17 protein-coding genes and 1 pseudogene are annotated in these 18,935 nt (G+C 72.6%); 8 read left to right on the top strand and 10 right to left on the bottom strand.

Annotation, left to right across the window (positions count from 1 at the left end; genetic code table 11):
* The 4 genes and pseudogenes from ABD140_RS36280 to ABD140_RS36265 form a co-directional block, all read right to left on the bottom strand.
* Positions 1–650: pseudogene (locus ABD140_RS36280) on the bottom strand (hypothetical protein); the annotation flags it as partial.
* Positions 647–1,075, bottom strand: coding sequence for a hypothetical protein (locus tag ABD140_RS36275; protein ID WP_344246880.1), 429 nt, complete (start codon positions 1,073–1,075; stop codon positions 647–649). The pseudogene ABD140_RS36280 and the gene ABD140_RS36275, both read right to left, overlap by 4 nt.
* 10 nt (positions 1,076–1,085) lie before the next feature.
* Positions 1,086–1,622 (bottom strand): RNA polymerase sigma factor, encoded by a 537-nt coding sequence (locus ABD140_RS36270; protein WP_344246878.1) that lies wholly within the window; start codon positions 1,620–1,622, stop codon positions 1,086–1,088.
* Between the two features lie 83 nt (positions 1,623–1,705).
* Positions 1,706–2,794 (bottom strand): S8 family peptidase, encoded by a 1,089-nt coding sequence (locus tag ABD140_RS36265; protein WP_344246876.1) that lies wholly within the window; start codon positions 2,792–2,794, stop codon positions 1,706–1,708.
* A 469-nt stretch (positions 2,795–3,263) separates the two neighbouring features.
* Between ABD140_RS36265 and ABD140_RS36260 the strand changes: the two genes are divergently transcribed.
* Positions 3,264–3,758, top strand: a complete 495-nt coding sequence (locus ABD140_RS36260) for a DUF3145 domain-containing protein (protein ID WP_344246874.1) — start codon at positions 3,264–3,266, stop codon at positions 3,756–3,758.
* A 100-nt stretch (positions 3,759–3,858) separates the two neighbouring features.
* Here the strand turns inward: ABD140_RS36260 and ABD140_RS36255 are convergent, their stop codons facing one another.
* The 5 genes from ABD140_RS36255 to ABD140_RS36235 all read right to left on the bottom strand — a co-directional run bounded on the left by ABD140_RS36255 (position 3,859) and on the right by ABD140_RS36235 (position 8,052).
* The gene (locus ABD140_RS36255) at positions 3,859–4,782 is read right to left on the bottom strand and encodes an NAD-dependent epimerase/dehydratase family protein (RefSeq protein WP_344246884.1); all 924 of its coding nucleotides are present in this window, start codon (positions 4,780–4,782) and stop codon (positions 3,859–3,861) included.
* 58 nt (positions 4,783–4,840) lie between these two features.
* Positions 4,841–6,370 carry a VWA domain-containing protein gene (locus ABD140_RS36250; RefSeq protein ID WP_344246872.1) on the bottom strand — a complete coding sequence of 510 codons (1,530 nt, stop codon included), beginning with the start codon at positions 6,368–6,370 and terminating at the stop codon, positions 4,841–4,843.
* Between the two features lie 145 nt (positions 6,371–6,515).
* The gene (locus tag ABD140_RS36245) at positions 6,516–6,977 is read right to left on the bottom strand and encodes a peroxiredoxin (RefSeq protein WP_344246870.1); all 462 of its coding nucleotides are present in this window, start codon (positions 6,975–6,977) and stop codon (positions 6,516–6,518) included.
* A gap of 87 nt (positions 6,978–7,064) precedes the next feature.
* Positions 7,065–7,493, bottom strand: coding sequence for a DUF3052 domain-containing protein (locus ABD140_RS36240; protein ID WP_344246868.1), 429 nt, complete (start codon positions 7,491–7,493; stop codon positions 7,065–7,067).
* A gap of 151 nt (positions 7,494–7,644) precedes the next feature.
* The gene (locus ABD140_RS36235; protein WP_344246866.1) at positions 7,645–8,052 is read right to left on the bottom strand and encodes a YjbQ family protein; all 408 of its coding nucleotides are present in this window, start codon (positions 8,050–8,052) and stop codon (positions 7,645–7,647) included.
* 242 nt (positions 8,053–8,294) lie between these two features.
* On the opposite strand from ABD140_RS36235, the gene aceE reads away from it, so the two are divergent.
* Positions 8,295–11,051 carry a pyruvate dehydrogenase (acetyl-transferring), homodimeric type gene (gene aceE / locus ABD140_RS36230; RefSeq protein WP_344246864.1) on the top strand — a complete coding sequence of 919 codons (2,757 nt, stop codon included), beginning with the start codon at positions 8,295–8,297 and terminating at the stop codon, positions 11,049–11,051.
* A gap of 194 nt (positions 11,052–11,245) precedes the next feature.
* On the opposite strand, the gene ABD140_RS36225 is transcribed toward aceE, so the two are convergent.
* The gene (locus tag ABD140_RS36225; RefSeq protein WP_344246862.1) at positions 11,246–12,247 is read right to left on the bottom strand and encodes a sulfotransferase family protein; all 1,002 of its coding nucleotides are present in this window, start codon (positions 12,245–12,247) and stop codon (positions 11,246–11,248) included.
* 198 nt (positions 12,248–12,445) lie between these two features.
* Here ABD140_RS36225 and ABD140_RS36220 point away from each other — a divergent pair, with 198 nt between their 5' ends.
* The 6 genes from ABD140_RS36220 (at position 12,446) to ABD140_RS36195 (ending at position 18,885) form a co-directional block, all read left to right on the top strand.
* A complete protein-coding gene (locus tag ABD140_RS36220; protein ID WP_344246860.1) occupies positions 12,446–13,633 on the top strand; it encodes a PucR family transcriptional regulator in 1,188 nt (395 codons plus the stop codon).
* Positions 13,634–13,755: 122 nt separating this feature from the next.
* Positions 13,756–14,652: an ACP S-malonyltransferase gene (locus ABD140_RS36215; protein WP_344246858.1), complete on the top strand. Its 897-nt coding sequence runs from the start codon at positions 13,756–13,758 to the stop codon at positions 14,650–14,652.
* Complete coding sequence (locus ABD140_RS36210; protein WP_344246856.1) at positions 14,649–15,614, top strand: beta-ketoacyl-ACP synthase III; 966 nt, start codon at positions 14,649–14,651, stop codon at positions 15,612–15,614. The genes ABD140_RS36215 and ABD140_RS36210 overlap by 4 nt, the downstream gene beginning before the upstream one ends.
* Before the next feature lie 43 nt (positions 15,615–15,657).
* Positions 15,658–15,915 carry an acyl carrier protein gene (locus tag ABD140_RS36205; RefSeq protein WP_344246854.1) on the top strand — a complete coding sequence of 86 codons (258 nt, stop codon included), beginning with the start codon at positions 15,658–15,660 and terminating at the stop codon, positions 15,913–15,915.
* Positions 15,916–16,026: 111 nt separating this feature from the next.
* Positions 16,027–17,292: a beta-ketoacyl-[acyl-carrier-protein] synthase family protein gene (locus ABD140_RS36200; RefSeq protein ID WP_344246852.1), complete on the top strand. Its 1,266-nt coding sequence runs from the start codon at positions 16,027–16,029 to the stop codon at positions 17,290–17,292.
* A 168-nt stretch (positions 17,293–17,460) separates the two neighbouring features.
* Positions 17,461–18,885, top strand: coding sequence for an acyl-CoA carboxylase subunit beta (locus ABD140_RS36195; RefSeq protein WP_344246850.1), 1,425 nt, complete (start codon positions 17,461–17,463; stop codon positions 18,883–18,885).
* The last annotated feature ends 50 nt before the right edge of the window (positions 18,886–18,935 follow it).

Below are 18,935 nucleotides of genomic sequence, written 5' to 3'. Positions count from 1 at the left end.
GCCGCGGCGGCCGCGGTGACGGCCGAACCGACGAGCCGCTCGCGCGCGTCGCCGGCGAGCCCCGCGGCGAGCAGCGCCTCGGCCCGGTCCAGCCGGCACTGGGTGCGGCGTTCGCCGCCCAGCTCCGGCTCGATCTCGGCGAACAGGCCCAGCGCCCACGGAAGGTCGCCGCGGCGCGCGGCCAGGAACGCCAGGTTGTTGCAGACCATCAGCTCCAGGACGCGCGAGCCGTGCCGGGCGGCGATGGCCGAGGCGGCGTGCAGGGCGCTGCCGGCCGCCTCGAACCGGCCGGCGTAGGCGTGGGTCAGTCCGTTGGCGATCAGCCGTCCGGCGCGGGCGGCCGGATCCCCCTGGCGCGGCTGCGCGGGCCGGTCCAGCCGCCCCTGGCTGGCCAGGGCGTAGCTGCGGTTGATCCGCAGCCGCTCCAGGTCGGCGCCCGCCAGGTGGGGTTCGGCCAGCTCGGCCATGCGCAGCGCCTGCGCGGTGCGGCCCTGGGCGGTGAGCAGCGTGATCATGGTGGCCCGCGTCCGGGCGGCGCCGCGCGCGTCGTCACCGCTCAGCTCCAGCGCCCGGTCCAGGACGGCCAGGCCGCGGGCGAGCTCGCCGGACTCCTTGGCCGCCAGCGCGTCGGCGAGCAGGGCGTCGATCACAGCCGGCTCCAGCTGGTGACGACGGTGGTGGCGTCGGGCAGGGTGAAGTGCAGCATCACCTGTCCGCAGGGGATGCCGTCGGCGACGAAGTGCCCGCTCCCGTCCACCCGGGCGCGCGTCTCGCCGCGGCTGTGGCGCACGCACAGGGTGGCGGGCCGCGCCGGGGTCAGCCGCCCGGTGATCACCCGGAGGTGACCGGAGGGGGAGACCTGGAGCTCCACCGTGACGTCCTCGCCGGCGAAGGTGAGCAGCCGTGACGTGCCGCGCAGCCCCGCCCCGGCCGGAGTGGAGTCGCGGGTCAGCTCGGCCAGCGCGGCGTCCGGGTCGCGGAAGGCGAACGCGGCGCGGGCGGCGTCGAGCAGCGTGGGCGGCGGCGGATCGAGCAGCTCGAACGCGCGCCGCAGCTCCTGCAGCAGTTCATCCACTTCATTCGCCTCATTCATCGAGGGAACCCCGCAAACGTCTCAGGCACCGGGCGCGGATCGGGCCGACGCTGCCCACGGGCAGGTCCAGCGCGGCCGAGACCTCGGTGTAGGTGGCGGACGAGGCCAGCATCCGCAGCAGCGTGCGGCAGCGTTCGGGCATCGCGCGCAGCGCGGCGGCCAGCCGCTCCAGGCGGTCGCGGTCGACCGAGCGGATCTCGGGGCCGGGGGCGGGGTCGGCGTCGTCCCCGGGCGGCCGCGGCGGCGGGGCGAAGGGGGCGTCGAAGAGGGCGTGGCACTCGTTGCGGCAGACGGTGGCCAGCCAGCCGCCCACGCTCTCGGGCTCCCAGAGGGTGTCGATCCGCTGGACCAGCCGCAGCCAGGTCGCCTGGACGGCGTCCTCGGCGGCGGGGCCGGCCAGGCCGCGGGAGCGCGCGACCGACCAGAGCATCGGCGTGTACCGCTCGACCAGCGCGTTCCAGGCCGCGGCGTTCCCCTCCCTCGCGCGCACCACCAGCTCCCCGGCGGTGACGTCGACCTCACTTCTCACCTCGTGCCCTCCCGTGCCCCGCGTGCCGCTTGCGCAGACGCTAGGGGCGCGTGCACGAAAAGTGAGCGAGAAGAAGCGCAGAGTTATCGGATCGCGATGATCGTCCCCAGTCCGTGCCGCGCCGGGCCGGACGCCAGGACGGCCGCGGCGGCCGCGGGGCCGTCGCTTCCGGCGGTGACGCGCGCCGCGACCGCCCCCGCCACGGCGGGCGCCGCGAACGAGGTGCCCGACCAGAGCGCGTAGCCGTCGAACTTCCCGAACCGCACGAAACTGCTGTGGACGGCGACGCCCGGCGCGCAGGCGTCCACCCATGGCCCGTGGTTGCTGAACCAGGCGCGCTCCGACCCGTCCAGCGCGGCCACCCCGATGACGCCGGGCAGCGCCGCGGGCCAGAACGGACGGTCGGAGGCGGCGTTGCCCGCGCAGGCCACCACGACGGTGTCCGGTCCGAGCGACGCCACCGCCTGCTCCATCAGGGGAGAGGGGCGGTCGTCGAAGGTGTGGCAGCCCAGGGAGACGTTCACCACGTCCACCCGGCCGAGCCCGCGCAGCGCGCGGATGAGGGTGAGCTCGTCGCCGACGCCGTCGCCGCCGATGACCCGCCGCGCCAGGAGCCGCGCGGACGGCGCGTGCTGCAGCACCACGCCCGCGACGAACGTGCCGTGCCCCGCCTGCGCGTCGAGCGCGTGGTCCAGGTCGGCGTCCAGCGCCTCGGCGACGAGGCCGCGCTGCCCGGCGAACCAGTCGGCGGCGTCGTACCAGGGGTGCGGATCGAGTCCCGTGTCCAGGACGGCGACGGTCGCGTCGCGCCGGACGGGACCGCACGCGGGCAGCGGGAGGGCGCGCGCGGGCCGGGGCCGGTCGGCGGGCCCGGCCCACCACATCGGCTGCCCGCGGACCAGGTGGTTGGGCCCCACGGCCAGCCCCTGCGCGCGGGCCAGCAGGCTCACCTCGCACACGTCGACGCCCGCCGCCGGGGCGAGCCGCAGCCGCGTCACGCCGGGACCCTCCTCGCGGGAGTCCCACCAGCGGCGCAGCAGCTCCTCCACGCGGGGCAGGTCGCGGTCGGCGACCAGTAGCTGGTCGCGCCGCAGCAGGATGCCCGGCGCGGCGAGCCGGGCGTCCCGGTGGCGGGCCAGCAGCCGCTCCAGGCGGGCACCTCGATCGGACATGGGCCCAGTGTGCGCGTGCGTCCGCACCCTCGGACCGCGGGTCGCGCCGAACACATAGGATCTTGGCCATGGCCAAGGGGGAGCAGGGCGTCGCTTGGGGATTCCATCGCCGGGTCCGGCGGGACCGGACCGCGGTCCCGGCGGGATCCGCGGGCACGCCGCCGCCGCGGTCGGGGAACTTGTGAGGAGCGCCGTTCGTGGATCTTCATGGGAGACGCGGGCGGAGGCCGTCCGACCGTCGGAATGGACGCCTGGATGAGGGGGCACGCTTTCGTTTCATGAGCGAGGTCACGGCCTTCGCCGCAGGACGGACAGGTCGCACACCGTCGCCAGGACGTTTCTGTTCGTCAATGACGCTGGTGCGGAGGGTGCCCATCGGGCACAATGAGGGGCGCACGGACCGACTGAGAGCGTTGGCGAGAGGCCGTAGGGGAAGACGCGCCTCGACCAGCACTACCAGGAGGACCGAGTGACCGTACGTGGTGTGTTCTACGTCCACTCCGCGCCACCTGCGCTGTGCCCGCATATCGAGTGGGCGGCCGCGGGTGTGCTTGGCGTGCCCGTCAAGCTGGTGTGGACCGATCAGCCCGCTGCTCCCGGCAGCCAGCGGGCCGAATTGTGCTGGGAGGGCAAGCCCGGCATCGCCGCCGCCCTCACTTCGTCGCTGCGCGCCTGGAAACTGGCGAGATTCGAGGTCACCGAGGAGGCGTCGCCCGGCGCGGACGGCATCCGCTACTGCTTCACCCCGACGCTGGGGGTGTTCTCCGCCACGATCGGCGCCAACGGCGACATCATGATCCCCGAGGACAGGCTGCGGCACGTGATGGCCAACGCCGCCTCCGGCAAGACCACCCTGGAACACGAGATCGACCGGTTGCTGGGCACCCCCTGGGACCACGAGCTCGAACCGTTCCGCCGGGCCGGGGACGGCGCCCCCGTCCGCTGGCTGCACGCCGCCGTCTGACGGTGCGCCCCGCCCGGAACCCGCCCGACCCGCCGACGCCTTCGACCTTCCGCCCTCCGGACCCCGCCGGAGGGCGGAACTCTTTCGGGTGTCGGGCGGCTCAGACGGGGAGGGGCTCTTCGGAGCCGAACCAGGCGAGGGTGTCGGCGAGGCCCTCCTCGAGGGGGACGGGGGCGAGGGAGGGGAAGAGGGCGCGGAAGCGGGCGGGGTCGGCCAGGCAGACGCGCTGGTCGCCGCGGCGGGGCTGGGTGTGGACGACCTCCAGGGGGCGGTCCAACAGGGACTCGAGCAGGGCGACCAGCCGCAGCGGGGTGGCGGCGGCGCCCAGGGCGAGGTTGACGGGGGCCGGGCTGGTGACCTGGCGGTCGAGCGCGTCGCGGATCGCCGCCACGACCGCGCTCACATGGGTGAAGTCGCGTACCTGGCGGCCGTCGCCGTGCACGTGCAGCGGCCTCCCCCGCAGCGCGGCGTCGATGAACGCCGGGACGACCGCGCTGTAGGCGCGTCCGGCCGTCTGGAGCGGGCCGTAGACGTTGAAGACGCGGAACGGCAGGACCGGCACGCCGAAGCTGTGGCCGTACGCCAGCGCGTACGCCTCCGCCGCCAGCTCGCTCGCACCGTACGGGCCGAGCGGGCGGGCCGGGAGGTCCTCGTGCGCCGCGGCGTCCTGCTCGCCGTAGACGGCCGCCGACCCCGCGAGGACGACGTGCGCCCCGCAGTGCCGCGCCGCCTCCAGCACGTTCAGCGTGCCCGTGACGTTCACCTCGTGGGCCGTCACCGGGTCCTCCGCGGCGCGGGGCACCGACGGCAGCGACGCCAGGTGGACGATCGCGTCGGCCACGGCGACGGTCTCGCCGAGCAGTTCCCGGTCCGCCGTCGACCCGGCCACCAGCGAGGTGCTCGTTCCGGCGAGGCTGACCGGGAAGCCGCCGGTCAGGTCGTCGTACGCGGTCACCCTGTCCCCGCGGGCGGCCAGGGCACGGCACAGGTGCGCGCCGATGAAACCCGCTCCGCCGGTCACCACGATGTTCAACGGCTCCCCTTACGTGAGGTGTCGGCAGCCTCACATTGTGTCGCATCGGCTACTGGTAGCCGCGGATCTCTCTGAAGACCGTCTGGAGCGACTGCTCGCGCGCGTCGAACGCCCGGCCGCCGGTGAGCTCGGCGAGCTCGTTCATCTCCTCCTCCTCGGCCTCGCCGAACAGCACGGGGAAGACCGGTACGCCGGGGACCGCCGCACCGGCACGGTGGCGGGACACGAAAGCGGAGTAGTCCAGGCCCTGGGTGTTCTCCCCGTCCGTCATCAGGACGATCGAGGTGAACCGGTCGGGGTCGTCGGCGACCTGCTGCCTCGTCGCCGCGTAGGCCGCGGTGAGGCTGTCGTAGATCGCGGTGCCGCCGCCCGCGGTCAGCCCCTCGGCGAACCGCCGGATCTGCTGGAGGACGGGCGCGGGATCGGTGTCGGGCACCGTGAAGCGCCGGGCTTCCCGCGGCTTGCTGCTGAACGGCAGCATCGTGACCTCCTCGCGGTTGTAGAAGCGCCGGAAGCCCTCGTCGGCGCCGGTCAGGGAGACCAGCGCCGCCTTCAGGTCGTCCAGCCGGCCGCCGCGCATGGAGCCCGACAGGTCCAGCACGTAGACGGTGCGGGACGGCCGCCGCAACCGGTCGAAGAACGCCGCGACCAGCCGGTCGACGGTGTCCAGCGAGCCGGGGAACGGCAGCTCCTTCAGCTCGGCGGTCTCGGCCGCCGGGCGGCGGTGGGTGACCTGGGCGATCCGCTGCTGCACTTCAGGCCTGAGCAGGTAGGCGGTGAGCTCGTCGTACTTCTCCCGCGCCTCCGGCGACGCCGACCCCAGCAGGGTGAGCGGGTAGTCGGCGGTCGCGACGCCGTCGGCGGGGTAGACGAGGGTGAGCGGTTCGGCGAGCTGTCCCGAGGCGTTGAGCGAACGCAGCACCGACTCGTAGTTCACCAGTCCGTCGACCTCGGCGCCGTTGCGGACGAAGGAGTCCGACAACCACCCGGAGGAGCCGGCGGTGAGCAGCTGGGCGGAGAAGAACCTCCGGAGGTCTCCGGAGATCCTCTCGATCCCGGCGGGGTCGAGGTCGCTGCCGCCGTTGAGCGCGATGGACACCCCGACCAGCGCGGAGAAACCCGAGTTGGACGAGGCCGGGTCGGTCATGCCGTAGGTGAACTCGCGCCGGGCGGCGGCCTCGGCGATCTGCTTCCAGGTGGGGCGGGCGGCGTCCCAGCCGAGCCGCCGGGCGGCCTCGGGCCGCACGCCCAGCACCACCGGCGAGGACATGATCGGGGCGGCGGCGCCGATCCGCACGTTCCGGTGCAGCTCCAGGTAGCGGTTGGCGGAGAACCAGACCGCGTCGTGGCCGCGGGAGGCCTCGCCCGAGGCCACCTGGTCGACGCCCTCGATGGTGCCCGTGTAGTCGAGCTCGACGGACACCCCGGTCTCCTCGCGCGCCTCCCGCAGGATCGGCGCGAGGTCGGCCAGTTCGCTGCCCGCCAGGATCCGCAGCGTGTCGCGGCCCTCGGAGGGGCCGGGGGAGCAGTCGCCCGCCAGGAGCAGGGCGGCCAGAGCCGTGGTGAGCGCTTTTCTCATGACCACTCAGACGCCGCGGCCCCGGCGGCGGAGGAGAACGGGAGGTGATCTTCAGGTGAAAAAGGAGAGAATCGCCCGATCGAAGGGCGCCCGGAGACGCGAAGGCCGGCCCCCCGCCAGGGGGGCCGGCCTCAGTCGCGCCGGCTCAGGAGAGCTCGGCCAGTGCCGCGCGGTACGCCTCGAGGTCGCGGGCCTCGGGGATGGCGTTGTCCACCTTCCAGCGGACGACGCCCGCCTTGTCGATGATGAAGGTGCCGCGCCGGGCCAGGCCCTTCTCGGCGTCGAAGACGCCGTAGGCCTGGGCCACGCCGCCGTGCGGCCAGAAGTCCGACAGCAGCGGGAACTGGTACTTCTCCTGCTCCGTCCAGGCGCGCAGGGCGAACACGGAGTCGACGGAGACCGCCAGGACCTGGACGTCCTCCCCGCCGAGCGTGGGCAGCTCGTCGCGGATCGCGCACAGCTCTCCGGTGCAGATCCCGCTGAAGGCCAGCGGGTAGAAGACCAGGACGACGTCCTTCTTCCCCGCGAAGTCCGACAGCTTGACGGGCGTGCCGTGCTGGTCCTTCAGTTCGAAGTCGGGAGCCTTGGCGCCCACCTCAACGGCCATGTCCTATTCCCTTCCGGAGGAGACTGGAAACCTCGCGAGTGCCCAGTCTGCCACCCGGCGGGGTGCGGCCCCGCGCCGCGGGCGCGGTTACTTGCGGCCCTTGGGCGCGACCAGCCGGGTGCCCGACCACTCGGGCGCGGCGCTGACGCTGCTCGTCTGGGAGAGCCCGGCGGTCGGGGCGGCCTCGCCGATGTCGCTCGGTTCCACATGGCCCTCGCGCCCGGCCTTGGGGGTCAGCAGCCAGATGTGCCCGCCGCCGGTGATCGACGTGAGGGCGTCGACCAGGCCGTCGACCAGATCGCCGTCGTCCTCGCGCCACCACAGCAGCACGACGTCGGCGTAGTCCTCGTAGTCCTCGTCCACCAGCTCGTTGCCGGTGACCGTCTCGATCGAGGCCCGCAGCTCCTCGGACACGTCCTCGTCCCAGCCGAGCTCCTGCACCACCTGGCCCGCTTTGAAGCCGAGCCGTTCGGCCAGGCCGCGCTCCGTCTGCGCCTGGCCCGCGGTCGCGCTCACTGACGTCCTCCCTGTGTCGTCTTCATGGAATGCACCGTACTGTCTTTCCGGCGTACCCCGAGGTATTGCGGGACAGTCCACACAAAGGACGGCCCCCTGCGCAAGTGCCCGTGCCCCATCCGCATGGTCCGCGGCACGTCTCACATGCCTTTCACGTTCCCCGCAGGAAGGACAACCGCACCTGCCTGTCGGGATTGTCGAGGTTGAGGTCGACCAGGGCGATCGACTGCCAGGTGCCCAGGGCGAGCCGGCCGTCCAGGACGGGCACCGAAGCATAGGGCGGGATGATCGCCGGAAGCACGTGGGAGCGCCCGTGTCCACGGGATCCGTGCGCGTGGACCCAGCGGTCGTCGGCCGGGAGCAGGTCCCGCAGGGCGTTCAGGAGGTCGCGGTCGCTGCCCGCCCCCAGTTCGATGATCGCCAAGCCGGCGGTGGCGTGCGGGACGAAGACGTGCAGGAGCCCGTCCCCCTCGCCCGCCACGAAATCGGCGCAGTGCGGCGTGAGGTCGTGGACCGCCTCCCGGCTGCCCGTCGAGACGGGGATGACCGTGCTCTTCATGAGAGGATCATCACAGGTCTGGACCATTCCGGTCGACGCCGGGGTCCGGAGAGGGGGCTCGCGCGCGCCGCCCGGGGCGGGCGTTCCCCCAGGTGTGAGAGTGTGGAGGGCACAGGAATGCGCCTGTGACCTGCAATTTGTTACTCAGCGGTAGAGATGCGATCGTGCCCGTTGGGGAGCAGGATGGAAGAAGAGCATCGGCAAACAGCCGATGAGACACCGCGCGTGACAAGGGGACCCCAGTGCCTTCCGGACGCCAACGCTTCTCGATCATTAGCGACGGCCTGCCGAGCCAGCTCCCGGACATCAACCCCGAGGAAACCCGGGAGTGGCTCGAATCACTGGACACGGTCATCAAGACCGAGGGCCGTACCAGAGCCCGCTACGTGATGCTCCGCCTGCTGGAGCGAGCCCGCGAGCAGCAGGTCGGGGTGCCCGGCCTGCGCAGCACCGACTACATCAACACCATCCCGCCGGAGAGGGAGCCCTGGTTCCCCGGCGACGAGCACATCGAGCGGCGCATCCGCGCCTACATCCGGTGGAACGCGGCGATCATGGTCTCCCGCGCCAACCGGCCCGAGCTGAGCGTCGGCGGCCACATCGCCACCTACGCCTCGGCGGCCTCCCTGTACGAGGTGGGCTTCAACCACTTCTTCCGCGGCAAGGACCACGGCGAGTCCGGCGACCAGGTCTTCATCCAGGGCCACGCCACGCCCGGCATCTACGCCCGCGCCTTCCTGGAGGGGCGGCTGAGCGAGAGCCAGCTGGACGGCTTCCGCCAGGAGGTCTCCCACGCCGGCGGCGGCCTGTCGTCCTACCCCCACCCCCGGCTCATGCCGGACTTCTGGGAGTTCCCCACCGTCTCGATGGGCCTGGCCGCCATCGACTCGATCTACCAGGCGCGCTTCAACCGCTACCTGCTGTCCCGCGAGATCAAGGACACCTCGCGCTCGCACGTGTGGGCCTTCCTGGGCGACGGCGAGATGGACGAGCCCGAGTCGCTCGGCGCCATCGGCCTGGCCGCGCGCGAGGAGCTCGACAACCTCACCTTCGTGATCAACTGCAACCTGCAGCGGCTCGACGGCCCGGTGCGCGGCAACGGCAAGATCATCCAGGAGCTGGAGTCGTTCTTCCGCGGCGCCGGCTGGAACGTCATCAAGGTCATCTGGGGCCGCGACTGGGACCCGCTGCTGGCCAAGGACGTCGACGGCGTGCTGGTCAACAAGATGAACACCATGCCCGACGGCCAGATGCAGACCTTCTCCGTCGAGCCGGGCTCCTACGTCCGCGAGCACTTCTTCGGCGACGACCCCCGGCTGCGCAAGATCGTCGAGCACCTGAGCGACGACGACCTCACCAAGCTCTCCCGCGGCGGCCACGACTACCGCAAGCTGTACGCGGCGTTCAAGGCCGCCCGCGAGCACACCGGCCAGCCGACCGTGATCCTGGCCCACACCATCAAGGGCTGGACGCTGGGGCCGGACTTCGAGGCCCGCATGTCCAGCCACCAGATGAAGAAGCTCTCCAAGAACGAGCTCAAGGAGTTCCGCGACCGGCTCTTCCTGGAGATCCCGGACTCGGCCCTGGAGGCCGACCTGCCGCCCTACTACCACCCGGGCGAGGGGTCGGAGGAGATCCAGTACATGCGCGAGCGCCGCGCGGCCCTGGGCGGCTTCCTGCCCAAGCGGGTCACCCGCGCCAAGGCGCTGAAGCTGCCCGGCGACGAGGCCTACCAGGAGCTGCGCAAGGGCTCGGGCAAGCAGAAGGTCGCCACCACGATGGCCTTCGTGCGCCTGCTCAAGGACCTCATGAAGGACAAGGAGATCGGCCACCGCTTCACGCCGATCGTCCCCGACGAGGCGCGCACCTTCGGCATGGACGCCATGTTCCCGACGGCGAAGATCTACTCGCCGCACGGGCAGACGTACGAGGCCGCCGACCGCAAGCTCATGCTCAGCTACAAGGAGTCCGAGCAGGGCCAGATCCTGCACGAGGGCATCACCGAGGCCGGCTCCATGGCCTCCATGATCGCCTCGGGCACCTCCTACGCCACGCACGGCGAGCACATGATCCCGATCTACATCTTCTACTCGATGTTCGGGTTCCAGCGGACCGGCGACCAGATGTGGGCGCTGGGCGACCAGATGGGCCGCGGCTTCCTGCTGGGGGCCACCGCCGGGCGCACCACGCTCACCGGTGAGGGGCTGCAGCACGCCGACGGGCACTCCCCGCTGCTGGCGTCCACCAACCCCGCCTGCGTGGCCTACGACGCCTCCTGGGCCTTCGAGCTCTCCTACATCGTCAAGGACGCGCTGCGGCGGATGTACGGGCCCGAGGCCGAGAACATCTTCTACTACCTCACCGTCTACAACGAGCCCTACACCCAGCCCGCCGAGCCGGCGGACCTGGACGTCAAGGGCCTGCTCAAGGGCCTGTACAAGTTCTCCGACGGGCCCGCCCTGGAGGAGGACGCCCCGCGCGCCCAGATCCTCGCCTCCGGCGTGGCCGGGCCCTGGGCCGTGGAGGCGCAGCGGATCCTGGCCGAGGAGTGGGGCGTCTCGGCCGACGTCTGGTCGGCGACCTCCTGGACGGAGCTGCGCCGGGAGGCCATGAACTGCGACGAGTTCAACCTGCTCAACCCCGAGAAGGAGCAGATGGTCCCGTACGTGACGCGCCGCCTCGCGGACGTCCAGGGGCCGATCGTGGCGGTCAGCGACTTCATGCGCGCGGTCCAGGACCAGATCGCGCCGTGGGTGCCGGGCGACTACACCTCGCTGGGCACCGACGGGTTCGGCTTCTCCGACACCCGCGCCGCCGCCCGCCGCTTCTTCCACGTGGACACCCAGTCCATCGTGATGGCGGTGCTCACCAGCCTGGTGCGCCGCGGTGAGGTCAAGCACGAGGTCCTGCAGCAGGCCCTCACCCGCTACGGCCTCGACCAGGGCGTCGCCGCCGTCTCCGGCGCGAACGCCCCGGAGGAGTCCGGCGGGGCCGCCTGAGAACGCGCTCCGCGGGCCCGCGGCACCACGCGGGCCCGGCGCGCCGAGGGCTCGCGCCGCGTGCCCTCGCCAGAGGGCGCAGAGGCCGTAGGGTCCGCGGGACACGGGGCCCGCGGTACGCGGGCCTGCAGAACGCGAGGGGCCGGTGACCGCCAGGCGGTCACCGGCCCCTTTCCCGTGCCGTGGGATCCCGGTCAGGGCGCGGGCTGGAGGTCCTGGCCGCTGCCGCCGAGGTGGCAGGCCAGGTCGTCGTCGGACACGATCCGGTGCCAGCCGTCCCGGAAGCCGCGCCGCAGCGCCGCCTGCTTGCGCCAGGCGCGGGTGCGCGCGTACCGGGCGAGGACGGCGGCGGGCGGGCGTCCCAGGCCCGTCAGCTCGTAGCCGTAGGCGCGCAGCCGGTCGCCCAGGACGTACTCGCACAGCTGCACCTCCCACGGCTCCAGCCGCTCCTCCCAGGCGCGCACCGCCGCGGAGTCCACGTCCTTGTGCGTCCTGGCGTGGTGCTTCTTGCGCCGGGGGTTCACCGAGGCGACGGCCTCCGGGTGGAGCATGGCCGGGTCGTAGCGCTCGCCCAGGAACTCGCACAGGGCCGAGAGCTGCGGGGCCGGGTCGGCGACGAGGTGCTCGTACTGCAGCGCGTAGTAGGAGCCGTCGGGGCAGTGGCGGGCCGCCTCGTGCCCGGCGTCGATGGCGTTGGCCCAGGTGACGACGGCGTGGTGGCTGTCGTGCTCCCACCACTTCATGCCCTTGAGCGAGCCGACGCAGTCCCGTCCGTCGCGGATGAGGTGCACCACCTGGGCGTCGGGGAAGAGCCGGAAGAGCTCGGGCAGGTACTGGATGTAGGCGGGCCGCTTGTCGCCCCAGCGCTGCTTGCCGTGCCGCCGCGCGTACTCCCGCAGGACGGTGCCCAGCGCCGAGCCCAGGGTGGGCGGCGCCTCCTCGATCCGCCGCACCGTCTCGGCGGTGTCCAGGCCCAGGTCGGGGAACTTGTGGCCGCGGGTGCCGGTGATCCACTCGCCGAGCGCGCGCCGGTTGGCGCGGAGGCGCAGGTCGCCGAAGTGCGCGCGCCGGTAGTAGGCGGGCAGCAGGAAGCGGGTCTCGGGCGGGATGGCGATCCGCGGATGGGCGTGCAGCATCAGCTGCAGGAGGGTGGTGCCCGAACGGGGACACCCCACGACGAAGATCGGCCGTTCCATTCCGTTCCCTTCTCGAACGCGCTTCACCACGATGGCGGAGCGTCACCATCCCTGTGTGTTCGGTGACAGGGGCTGATGAAGAATTGACCCTCCCTTGACCGGATGGGGGCTCTGTGAAGACGGCCCGAGAAGGCGACACCCGACGTCCGGGCGCGGCGGGATGTTCCGGGCATGGGCCGGGGATGGCACTCTTGTTCCGTGAGCAACGACGCCGAGGGCGGGAACCGGGACCTGCGCGAGCAGACGACCCGGCGCCTGGAGACCGCGCTGAGCACCTTCGGCACCGCCGCGCTGGCGCGGATGGAGGAACGCCTGCCGTGGTTTCGGCGCATGCCCGCCGAGCAGCGCTCCTGGATCGGCCTGGTCGCCCAGACGTCCATCGCCGCGTTCGTCGACTGGTTCCGCAACGGGGAGAAGACCAGGGTCGCGCTCGGCGGCGAGGTCTTCGCCACCGCGCCGCGCGAGATGATGCGCACCATCCGGCTGCAGCACACCGTGGACATGGTCCGGGTGATCAGCGAGGTGGTGGAGACGCGGCTGCACGACCTGGCCGCCCCCGGCGGCGAGGCGCAGCTGCGCGAGGCGATCCTGCGCTACACCCGCGAGGTCGCCTTCAGCGCCGCCCAGGTGTACGCGCGCGCCGCCGAGACCAGAGGGGCCTGGGACGCCCGCCTCGAGGCGCTGGTCGTCGACTCGCTGCTGCGCGGCGACGGCGACGACGGGCTGCACTCCTGGGCCGCGGCGCTCGGCTGGACCACCAAGCCGGTCTTCGTGCTGGCCGGCCACGCCCCCGAGGAGGACCCGGAGGCGATCGCCGACCAGATCCGCCTGTCGGCGCGGCGGCTGCGCGTGGACGTCCTGTCCGGGGTGCAGGGGCACCGGCTGATCGTCATCGCCGGCGGGGCGGAGGACCCGCTGGCCGCGGCCCAGCTGCTGTCCGCCAAGTTCGGCCCCGGCCCGGTGGTCGTCGGCCCGGAGGCGCCCGACCTGTACGGCGCCACCGCCTCGGCCCGCGCCGCGCTGGCCGGGCTGCGCTCCGCGGTGGGCTGGCCCGACGCGCCCCGCCCCGTCCTGGCCGCCGAGCTGCTGCCCGAACGCGCCCTGGACGGCGACGCCGTCGCCCGCGAGTACCTGGTGAGCGAGGTCTACGGCCCCATCCAGGCGGCGGGGGCGCCGCTGCTGGACACCCTCACCACCTACCTGGAGCAGGGCTCCTCGCTGGAGGCCACCGCACGCCTGCTGTACGTGCACCCCAACACCGTGCGCTACCGGCTGCGGCGGGTCTCGGAACTGACGGGGCTGCCGCCCACGGACGGCCGGGGCGCCTTCACCCTCCGCATCGCCCTGGTGCTGGGAAGGTTCGCCGAGCGGCCCCGTTCGGCGTGAGGCGACGCGCCCGGGCGGCGGGCGGGGCGCGCGGCTGTTGTGAGAGTCCTACAAAGGGGAGCGATCAAACTTCGTCCCTCTCGGCATGCCTCGGACGGGTGCGCGGGCGGCATGGTTAGACCGTGCTTCTCATCACAGCTCCCGGCCAAGGCGCCCAGACTCCCGGCTTCCTCGCCCCGTGGCTCGAGGTCCCCGGCGTGCGCGACCGGCTCACCGCCTGGTCCGACCTCGCCGGCCTGGACCTGATCCGCTACGGGACGACCGCGGACGCGGACGAGATCAAGGACACCGCCGTCGCCCAGCCGCTGCTGGTCGCCGCCGCGCTGGTGACGTTCGAGGCGCTCGGGGTCACCCCCGGCGCGGTCGCCGGGCACAGCGTCGGCGAGCTCGGCGCCGCCGCGATGGCCGGCGTGCTCACGCCCGAGGACGCGATGCGCCTGGTCGCGGTGCGCGGCCGGGGCATGGCCGAGGCCGCCGCGGTCACCGAGACCGGCATGACGGCCGTCCTCGGCGGAGACACCGACGACGTGCTCGCCGCGATCGACAAGCACGGGCTCACCCCCGCCAACATCAACGGCGCGGGCCAGATCGTCGCCGCGGGCACGCTGGCGCAGCTGGCGGAGTTCGCCGAGGAGCCCCCGGCCAAGGCGCGGCTGCGCCCCCTGGCCGTCGCGGGAGCCTTCCACACCGAGCACATGGCTCCCGCCGTCGCCGCCCTGGACGCCGCCGCGGCCTCGGTCGAGCCGCAGGACCCGCGGGTCAGGCTGGTGTCCAACCGGGACGGCGCGGTCGTCGACTCCGGCGCGGAGTTCCTGCGCCGGCTCGTCGGCCAGGTCAGCGCCCCGGTCCGCTGGGACCTGTGCATGGGCGCGTTCGCCGAGCTGGGCGTCACCGCGATGATCGAGCTGGCCCCGTCCGGCACCCTGGTGGGCCTGGCCCGCCGGGAGCTCAAGGGCGTGCGGCTGGTCGGCTTGAAGACCCCTGAGGACCTGGAGAAGGCACGGGAGCTGACGGCATGAGCATTCGGCTCACGGCAGGGCGCCCCGGCGCCCGCATCCTGGCCTTCGGCCACTACCAGCCCGACAACGTCGTCACCAACGACGACCTGGCGGCCCGCGGGGTGGAGACCAACGACGAGTGGATCCGCTCCCGGGTGGGCATCGCCGAGCGGCGCCTGGCCTCGGCCGACGAGTCCATGGAGGACCTCGCGGTCGCCGCGGGCGGCAAGGCCCTGGCGGCCAGCGGCCTGTCGCCCGACGACATCGACCTGGTGGTCGTGGCCACCTGCACGGCCGAGACCCAGGTGCCCAACGCCTCGGCGACGGTGGCCTACCGGCTGGGCATCAAGGCGCCCGGCGCGTTCGACGTGAACGCCGCCTGCGCGGGCTTCGCCTACGCCCTGTCGGCCGCCAGCGACGCGATCCGGGCCGGTTCGGCCCGCAACGTCCTGGTGGTCGGCGCGGAGAAGTTCTCCCCCTGGATCGACTGGACCGACCGCACCACCTGCATCATCTTCGCCGACGGCGCGGGCGCCGCGGTGGTGACCGGCTCGGACGTGCCGGAGATCGGCCCGGTGGTGTGGGGGAGCGACGGCGAGAACGCCGACAAGATCAAGGTGGAGGACCGCAACTCCTTCCTCCACCAGGACGGCCAGGCCGTCTTCCGGTGGGCGACCACCGCGCTGCACCCGGTGGCCCTGGAGGCCTGCCGACGGGCCGGTGTCGCCCCGTCGGAGCTGGCGGCCTTCGTGCCACACCAGGCGAACCTACGGATCATCCGCGGCATAGCGAAGAAGCTGAACGCACCCAACGCGGTGATCGCCGAGGACATCGTCAACGCCGGGAACACCTCGGCCGCGTCCATCCCGATGGCGCTGTCCCGCATGATCGAGCGCGGGGACGTACCCTCGGGCGAACCGGCCCTCATCATCGGGTTCGGCGCAGGACTGACCTACGCTGCCCAGGTCATCCAGATCCCCTAGGGTCTGGGCACAACATCCGAAACTAATGCAGGAGTAACCGAGCATGGCTGAAGTCACCACCCAGACGATCCTCGACGGCCTCGGCGAGATCGTCGAGGAGATCGTCGGCATCCCGGCCGCCGACGTCACCCCCGAGAAGAACTTCATCGACGACCTCGACATCGACTCCCTGTCGATGGTCGAGATCGCCGTCGCCGCCCAGGACAAGTTCGGCGTCGAGATCCCCGACGACGAGCTGAAGAACCTGCGCACCGTCCAGGACGTCGTGGACTACGTCCAGGGCCTGGCCGCCAAGGCCTGACCTTCTTCCAGGCCCCGGTATCCGGAACCGGGGCCCTTGCGACGCGCGGGCCACTGCAGAGGCCCGCGCGTCGCGGAGTACCTACCCCCCAGGTAATGAGGAGCAAGTGCAATGGGCAAGACTCGTGTTGTCGTGACCGGTCTGGGCGCGTCGACCCCGCTGGGGGGCGACGTCGCGTCGACGTGGGACGGGTTGCTGACCGGTAAGTCCGGCATCCGTACCCTGCCCTGGGACAACCTCGACGCGTTCCCCGTGCAGTTCGCCGCACAGGCCGCGGTCGAGCCCGCCGAGACCGGCCTGCTGGCCAAGCCCCAGATGCGCCGGATGGACCGCTGCCAGCAGTTCGCCCTGATCGCCGCCATCGAGGCGATGAAGCACGCCGGCTACGCGCACAAGGACACCCCCGGCGAGACCGTGGACCCCGACCGCCTCGGCGTCGTGCTGTCCTCGGGCATCGGCGGCCTGCACTCCGCCCTCGACAGCTACGACGTCTTCCGCGAGAAGGGCTGGCGCCGCGTCTCCCCGTTCACCGTGCCGATGCTGATGCCCAACGGCTCGGCCGCGCACGTGGGCCTGGAGTTCAACGCCACCGCCGGCATCCACGCGCTGGTCTCCGCCTGCTCCTCCAGCGCCGAGGCCATCGGCTACGCCATCGACATGATCCGCAGCGGCCGCGCCGACGTCGTCATCGCCGGCGGCACCGAGGCGTGCATCCACCCGCTGCAGATGGCCTCCTTCGGCGCGATGCGCGCCATGTCCACCCGCAACGACGCCCCCGAGCTCGCCTCGCGCCCCTACGACAAGGCGCGCGACGGCTTCGTGCTCGGCGAGGGCTCGGCGGTCCTGATCCTGGAGTCCGAGGAGTACGCGCGGGCGCGCGGCGCCCGGATCCACGCCTACGCCTCGGGCGTCGGCTACTCCGCCGACGGCCACGACATGGTGCAGCCGCCCGAGGACGGCCGCGGCGCCACCAAGGCGATGCAGCGCTGCCTGAAGGACGCCGGGCTCGAGCCCGAGCAGATCGTCCACATCAACGCGCACGGCACGTCCACGCCGCTGGGCGACGTGGCCGAGCTCAACGGCATCAAGGGCGCGCTCGGCGAGCACGCCCGCAAGATCAACATCACCGCGACCAAGTCGATGACCGGCCACCTTCTGGGCGGCGCGGGCGCGCTGGAGTCGCTGATCACCGTGCTGTCGCTGCGGGAGGGCCTGGTGCCGGCCGTGGCGAACCTGGAGAACCTGGACGACCAGGTCGATCTCGACATCGTCATGGGCGAGCCGCGCAAGCTGCCTGACGGCCCGGCCGCGGCTCTCAACAACTCGTTCGGCTTCGGCGGCCACAACGTGACCCTGGCGTTCGAGCGGGCGCTTTAGAGCAGGTCCCGAAGGCCACCGCGAAAACTTTGACCACTGTAAGCATTGGTCTTATTGCTCTATGTGACACTCCTGTAGGACTGTAAGGGAGCTCCGGCCGGGCCGAAACCGACCCGGCCGGACTGTTTCAGTGACTTCGAAACAGATCCCAGAGCCTGAGGAGTCCACGTGACCGTCCTTGACACTTCGGCGAAGACCGTCTCCGCGGAGGTCGTGGAGCCGGACCTGCGCGACCCGCGGGTCCGGCTCGAGTCGCTTTTCGACGAGGGCAGCTTCCGTCCCCTCTTCGGCGGAGGCGAGAGCGGCAAGCTCGCCGGCCGGGGGCGGATCGAGGGGCTGCCGGTGGTCGCCTTCGCCAGCGACCCGCGGTTCATGGGCGGGGCGATGGGCATGGAGGGCTGCCAGGCCGTCGTGGCCGCCTACGACCTGGCGATGCGCGAGCGGCTGCCGATCATCGGCCTGTGGCACTCCGGCGGCGCGCGGCTGGCCGAGGGCGTGGAGTCGCTGCACGCCGTCGGCCAGATCTTCGCCCGGCAGACCCGGGCCTCGGGCGTCATCCCGCAGATCTCGGTGGTGCTCGGCCCGGCCGCCGGAGGCGCCGCCTACGGACCGGCGCTGACCGACATCGTCATCCTCTCGGAGAACGGCCGGATCTTCGTGACCGGACCGGACGTGGTGAAATCGGTCACCGGCGAGCAGATCGACATGGCGGGCCTCGGCGGGTCGGAGGCCCACGGTAAGAAGTCGGGCGTCGCGCACATCACCACTCCGGACGACACGTCCGCCATCGCGACCGCGCGCGGGCTCGCCGTCCTGCTCGGCCACCAGGGCCATGTCCGGCCCGACGAGGTCGAGGAGCGCGACCTCTCGGGCATCCTCCCGGAGAACGTGCGCCGCGCCTACAGCGTCCACCCGCTGGTCCAGGGCATCGCCGACGACGAGGTCGTCGAACTCCAGGCCAGGTGGGCGCCGAACATCGTCACCGCGTTCGGCAGGCTCGGCGGCCGCACCGTCGGCATCATCGCCAACAACCCGCTGCGCCTCGGCGGCTGCCTGGACAGCCCTTCGGCCGAGAAGTGCTCCCGCTTCGTCCGCCTGTGCGACGCCTTCGGCGTGCCGCTGATCGTCCTGGTGGACGTCCCCGGCTACCTCCCGGGCGTCGGCCAGGAGCACGGCGGCGTCGTCCGCCGCGGTGCCAAGCTCCTCCACGCCTTCGCCGAGGCCACCGTCCCCCGCGTCACCCTGGTCACCCGCAAGGCCTACGGCGGCGCCTACATCGCCATGAACTCCCGCTCCCTCGGCGCCACGAAGGTCTTCGCCTGGCCCACCGCCGAGATCGCCGTCATGGGCGCCCTCGCCGCCGTCCGCGTCCTCCACCGCAAGAAACTCGCGGCCGTCCCCGAAGCCGAGCGCCCCGCCCTCGAGCAGCGGCTCGCCGCCGAACACGCCGAGATCGCCGGCGGCCTCCCGCGCGCCATGGGCCTCGGCGTCGTCGACGAGATCGTCGCCCCGACCGCCACCCGCGCCGCCCTGGCCCGCGCCATAGCCGAAGCCATCCCGGCCCGAGGCCGCCACAACAACATCCCGCTGTGACCCGCCCGCCCCGGCCGCTCCCACGACCGGCCGGGGCTTCGCCAGGCGGG

Source organism: Actinocorallia libanotica, assembly GCF_039525175.1.
GTDB lineage: Bacteria > Actinomycetota > Actinomycetes > Streptosporangiales > Streptosporangiaceae > Actinocorallia > Actinocorallia libanotica.
The sequence above is the reverse complement of the archived record's forward strand: the minus strand, read 5'-3'. Positions and strand labels throughout refer to the sequence as shown.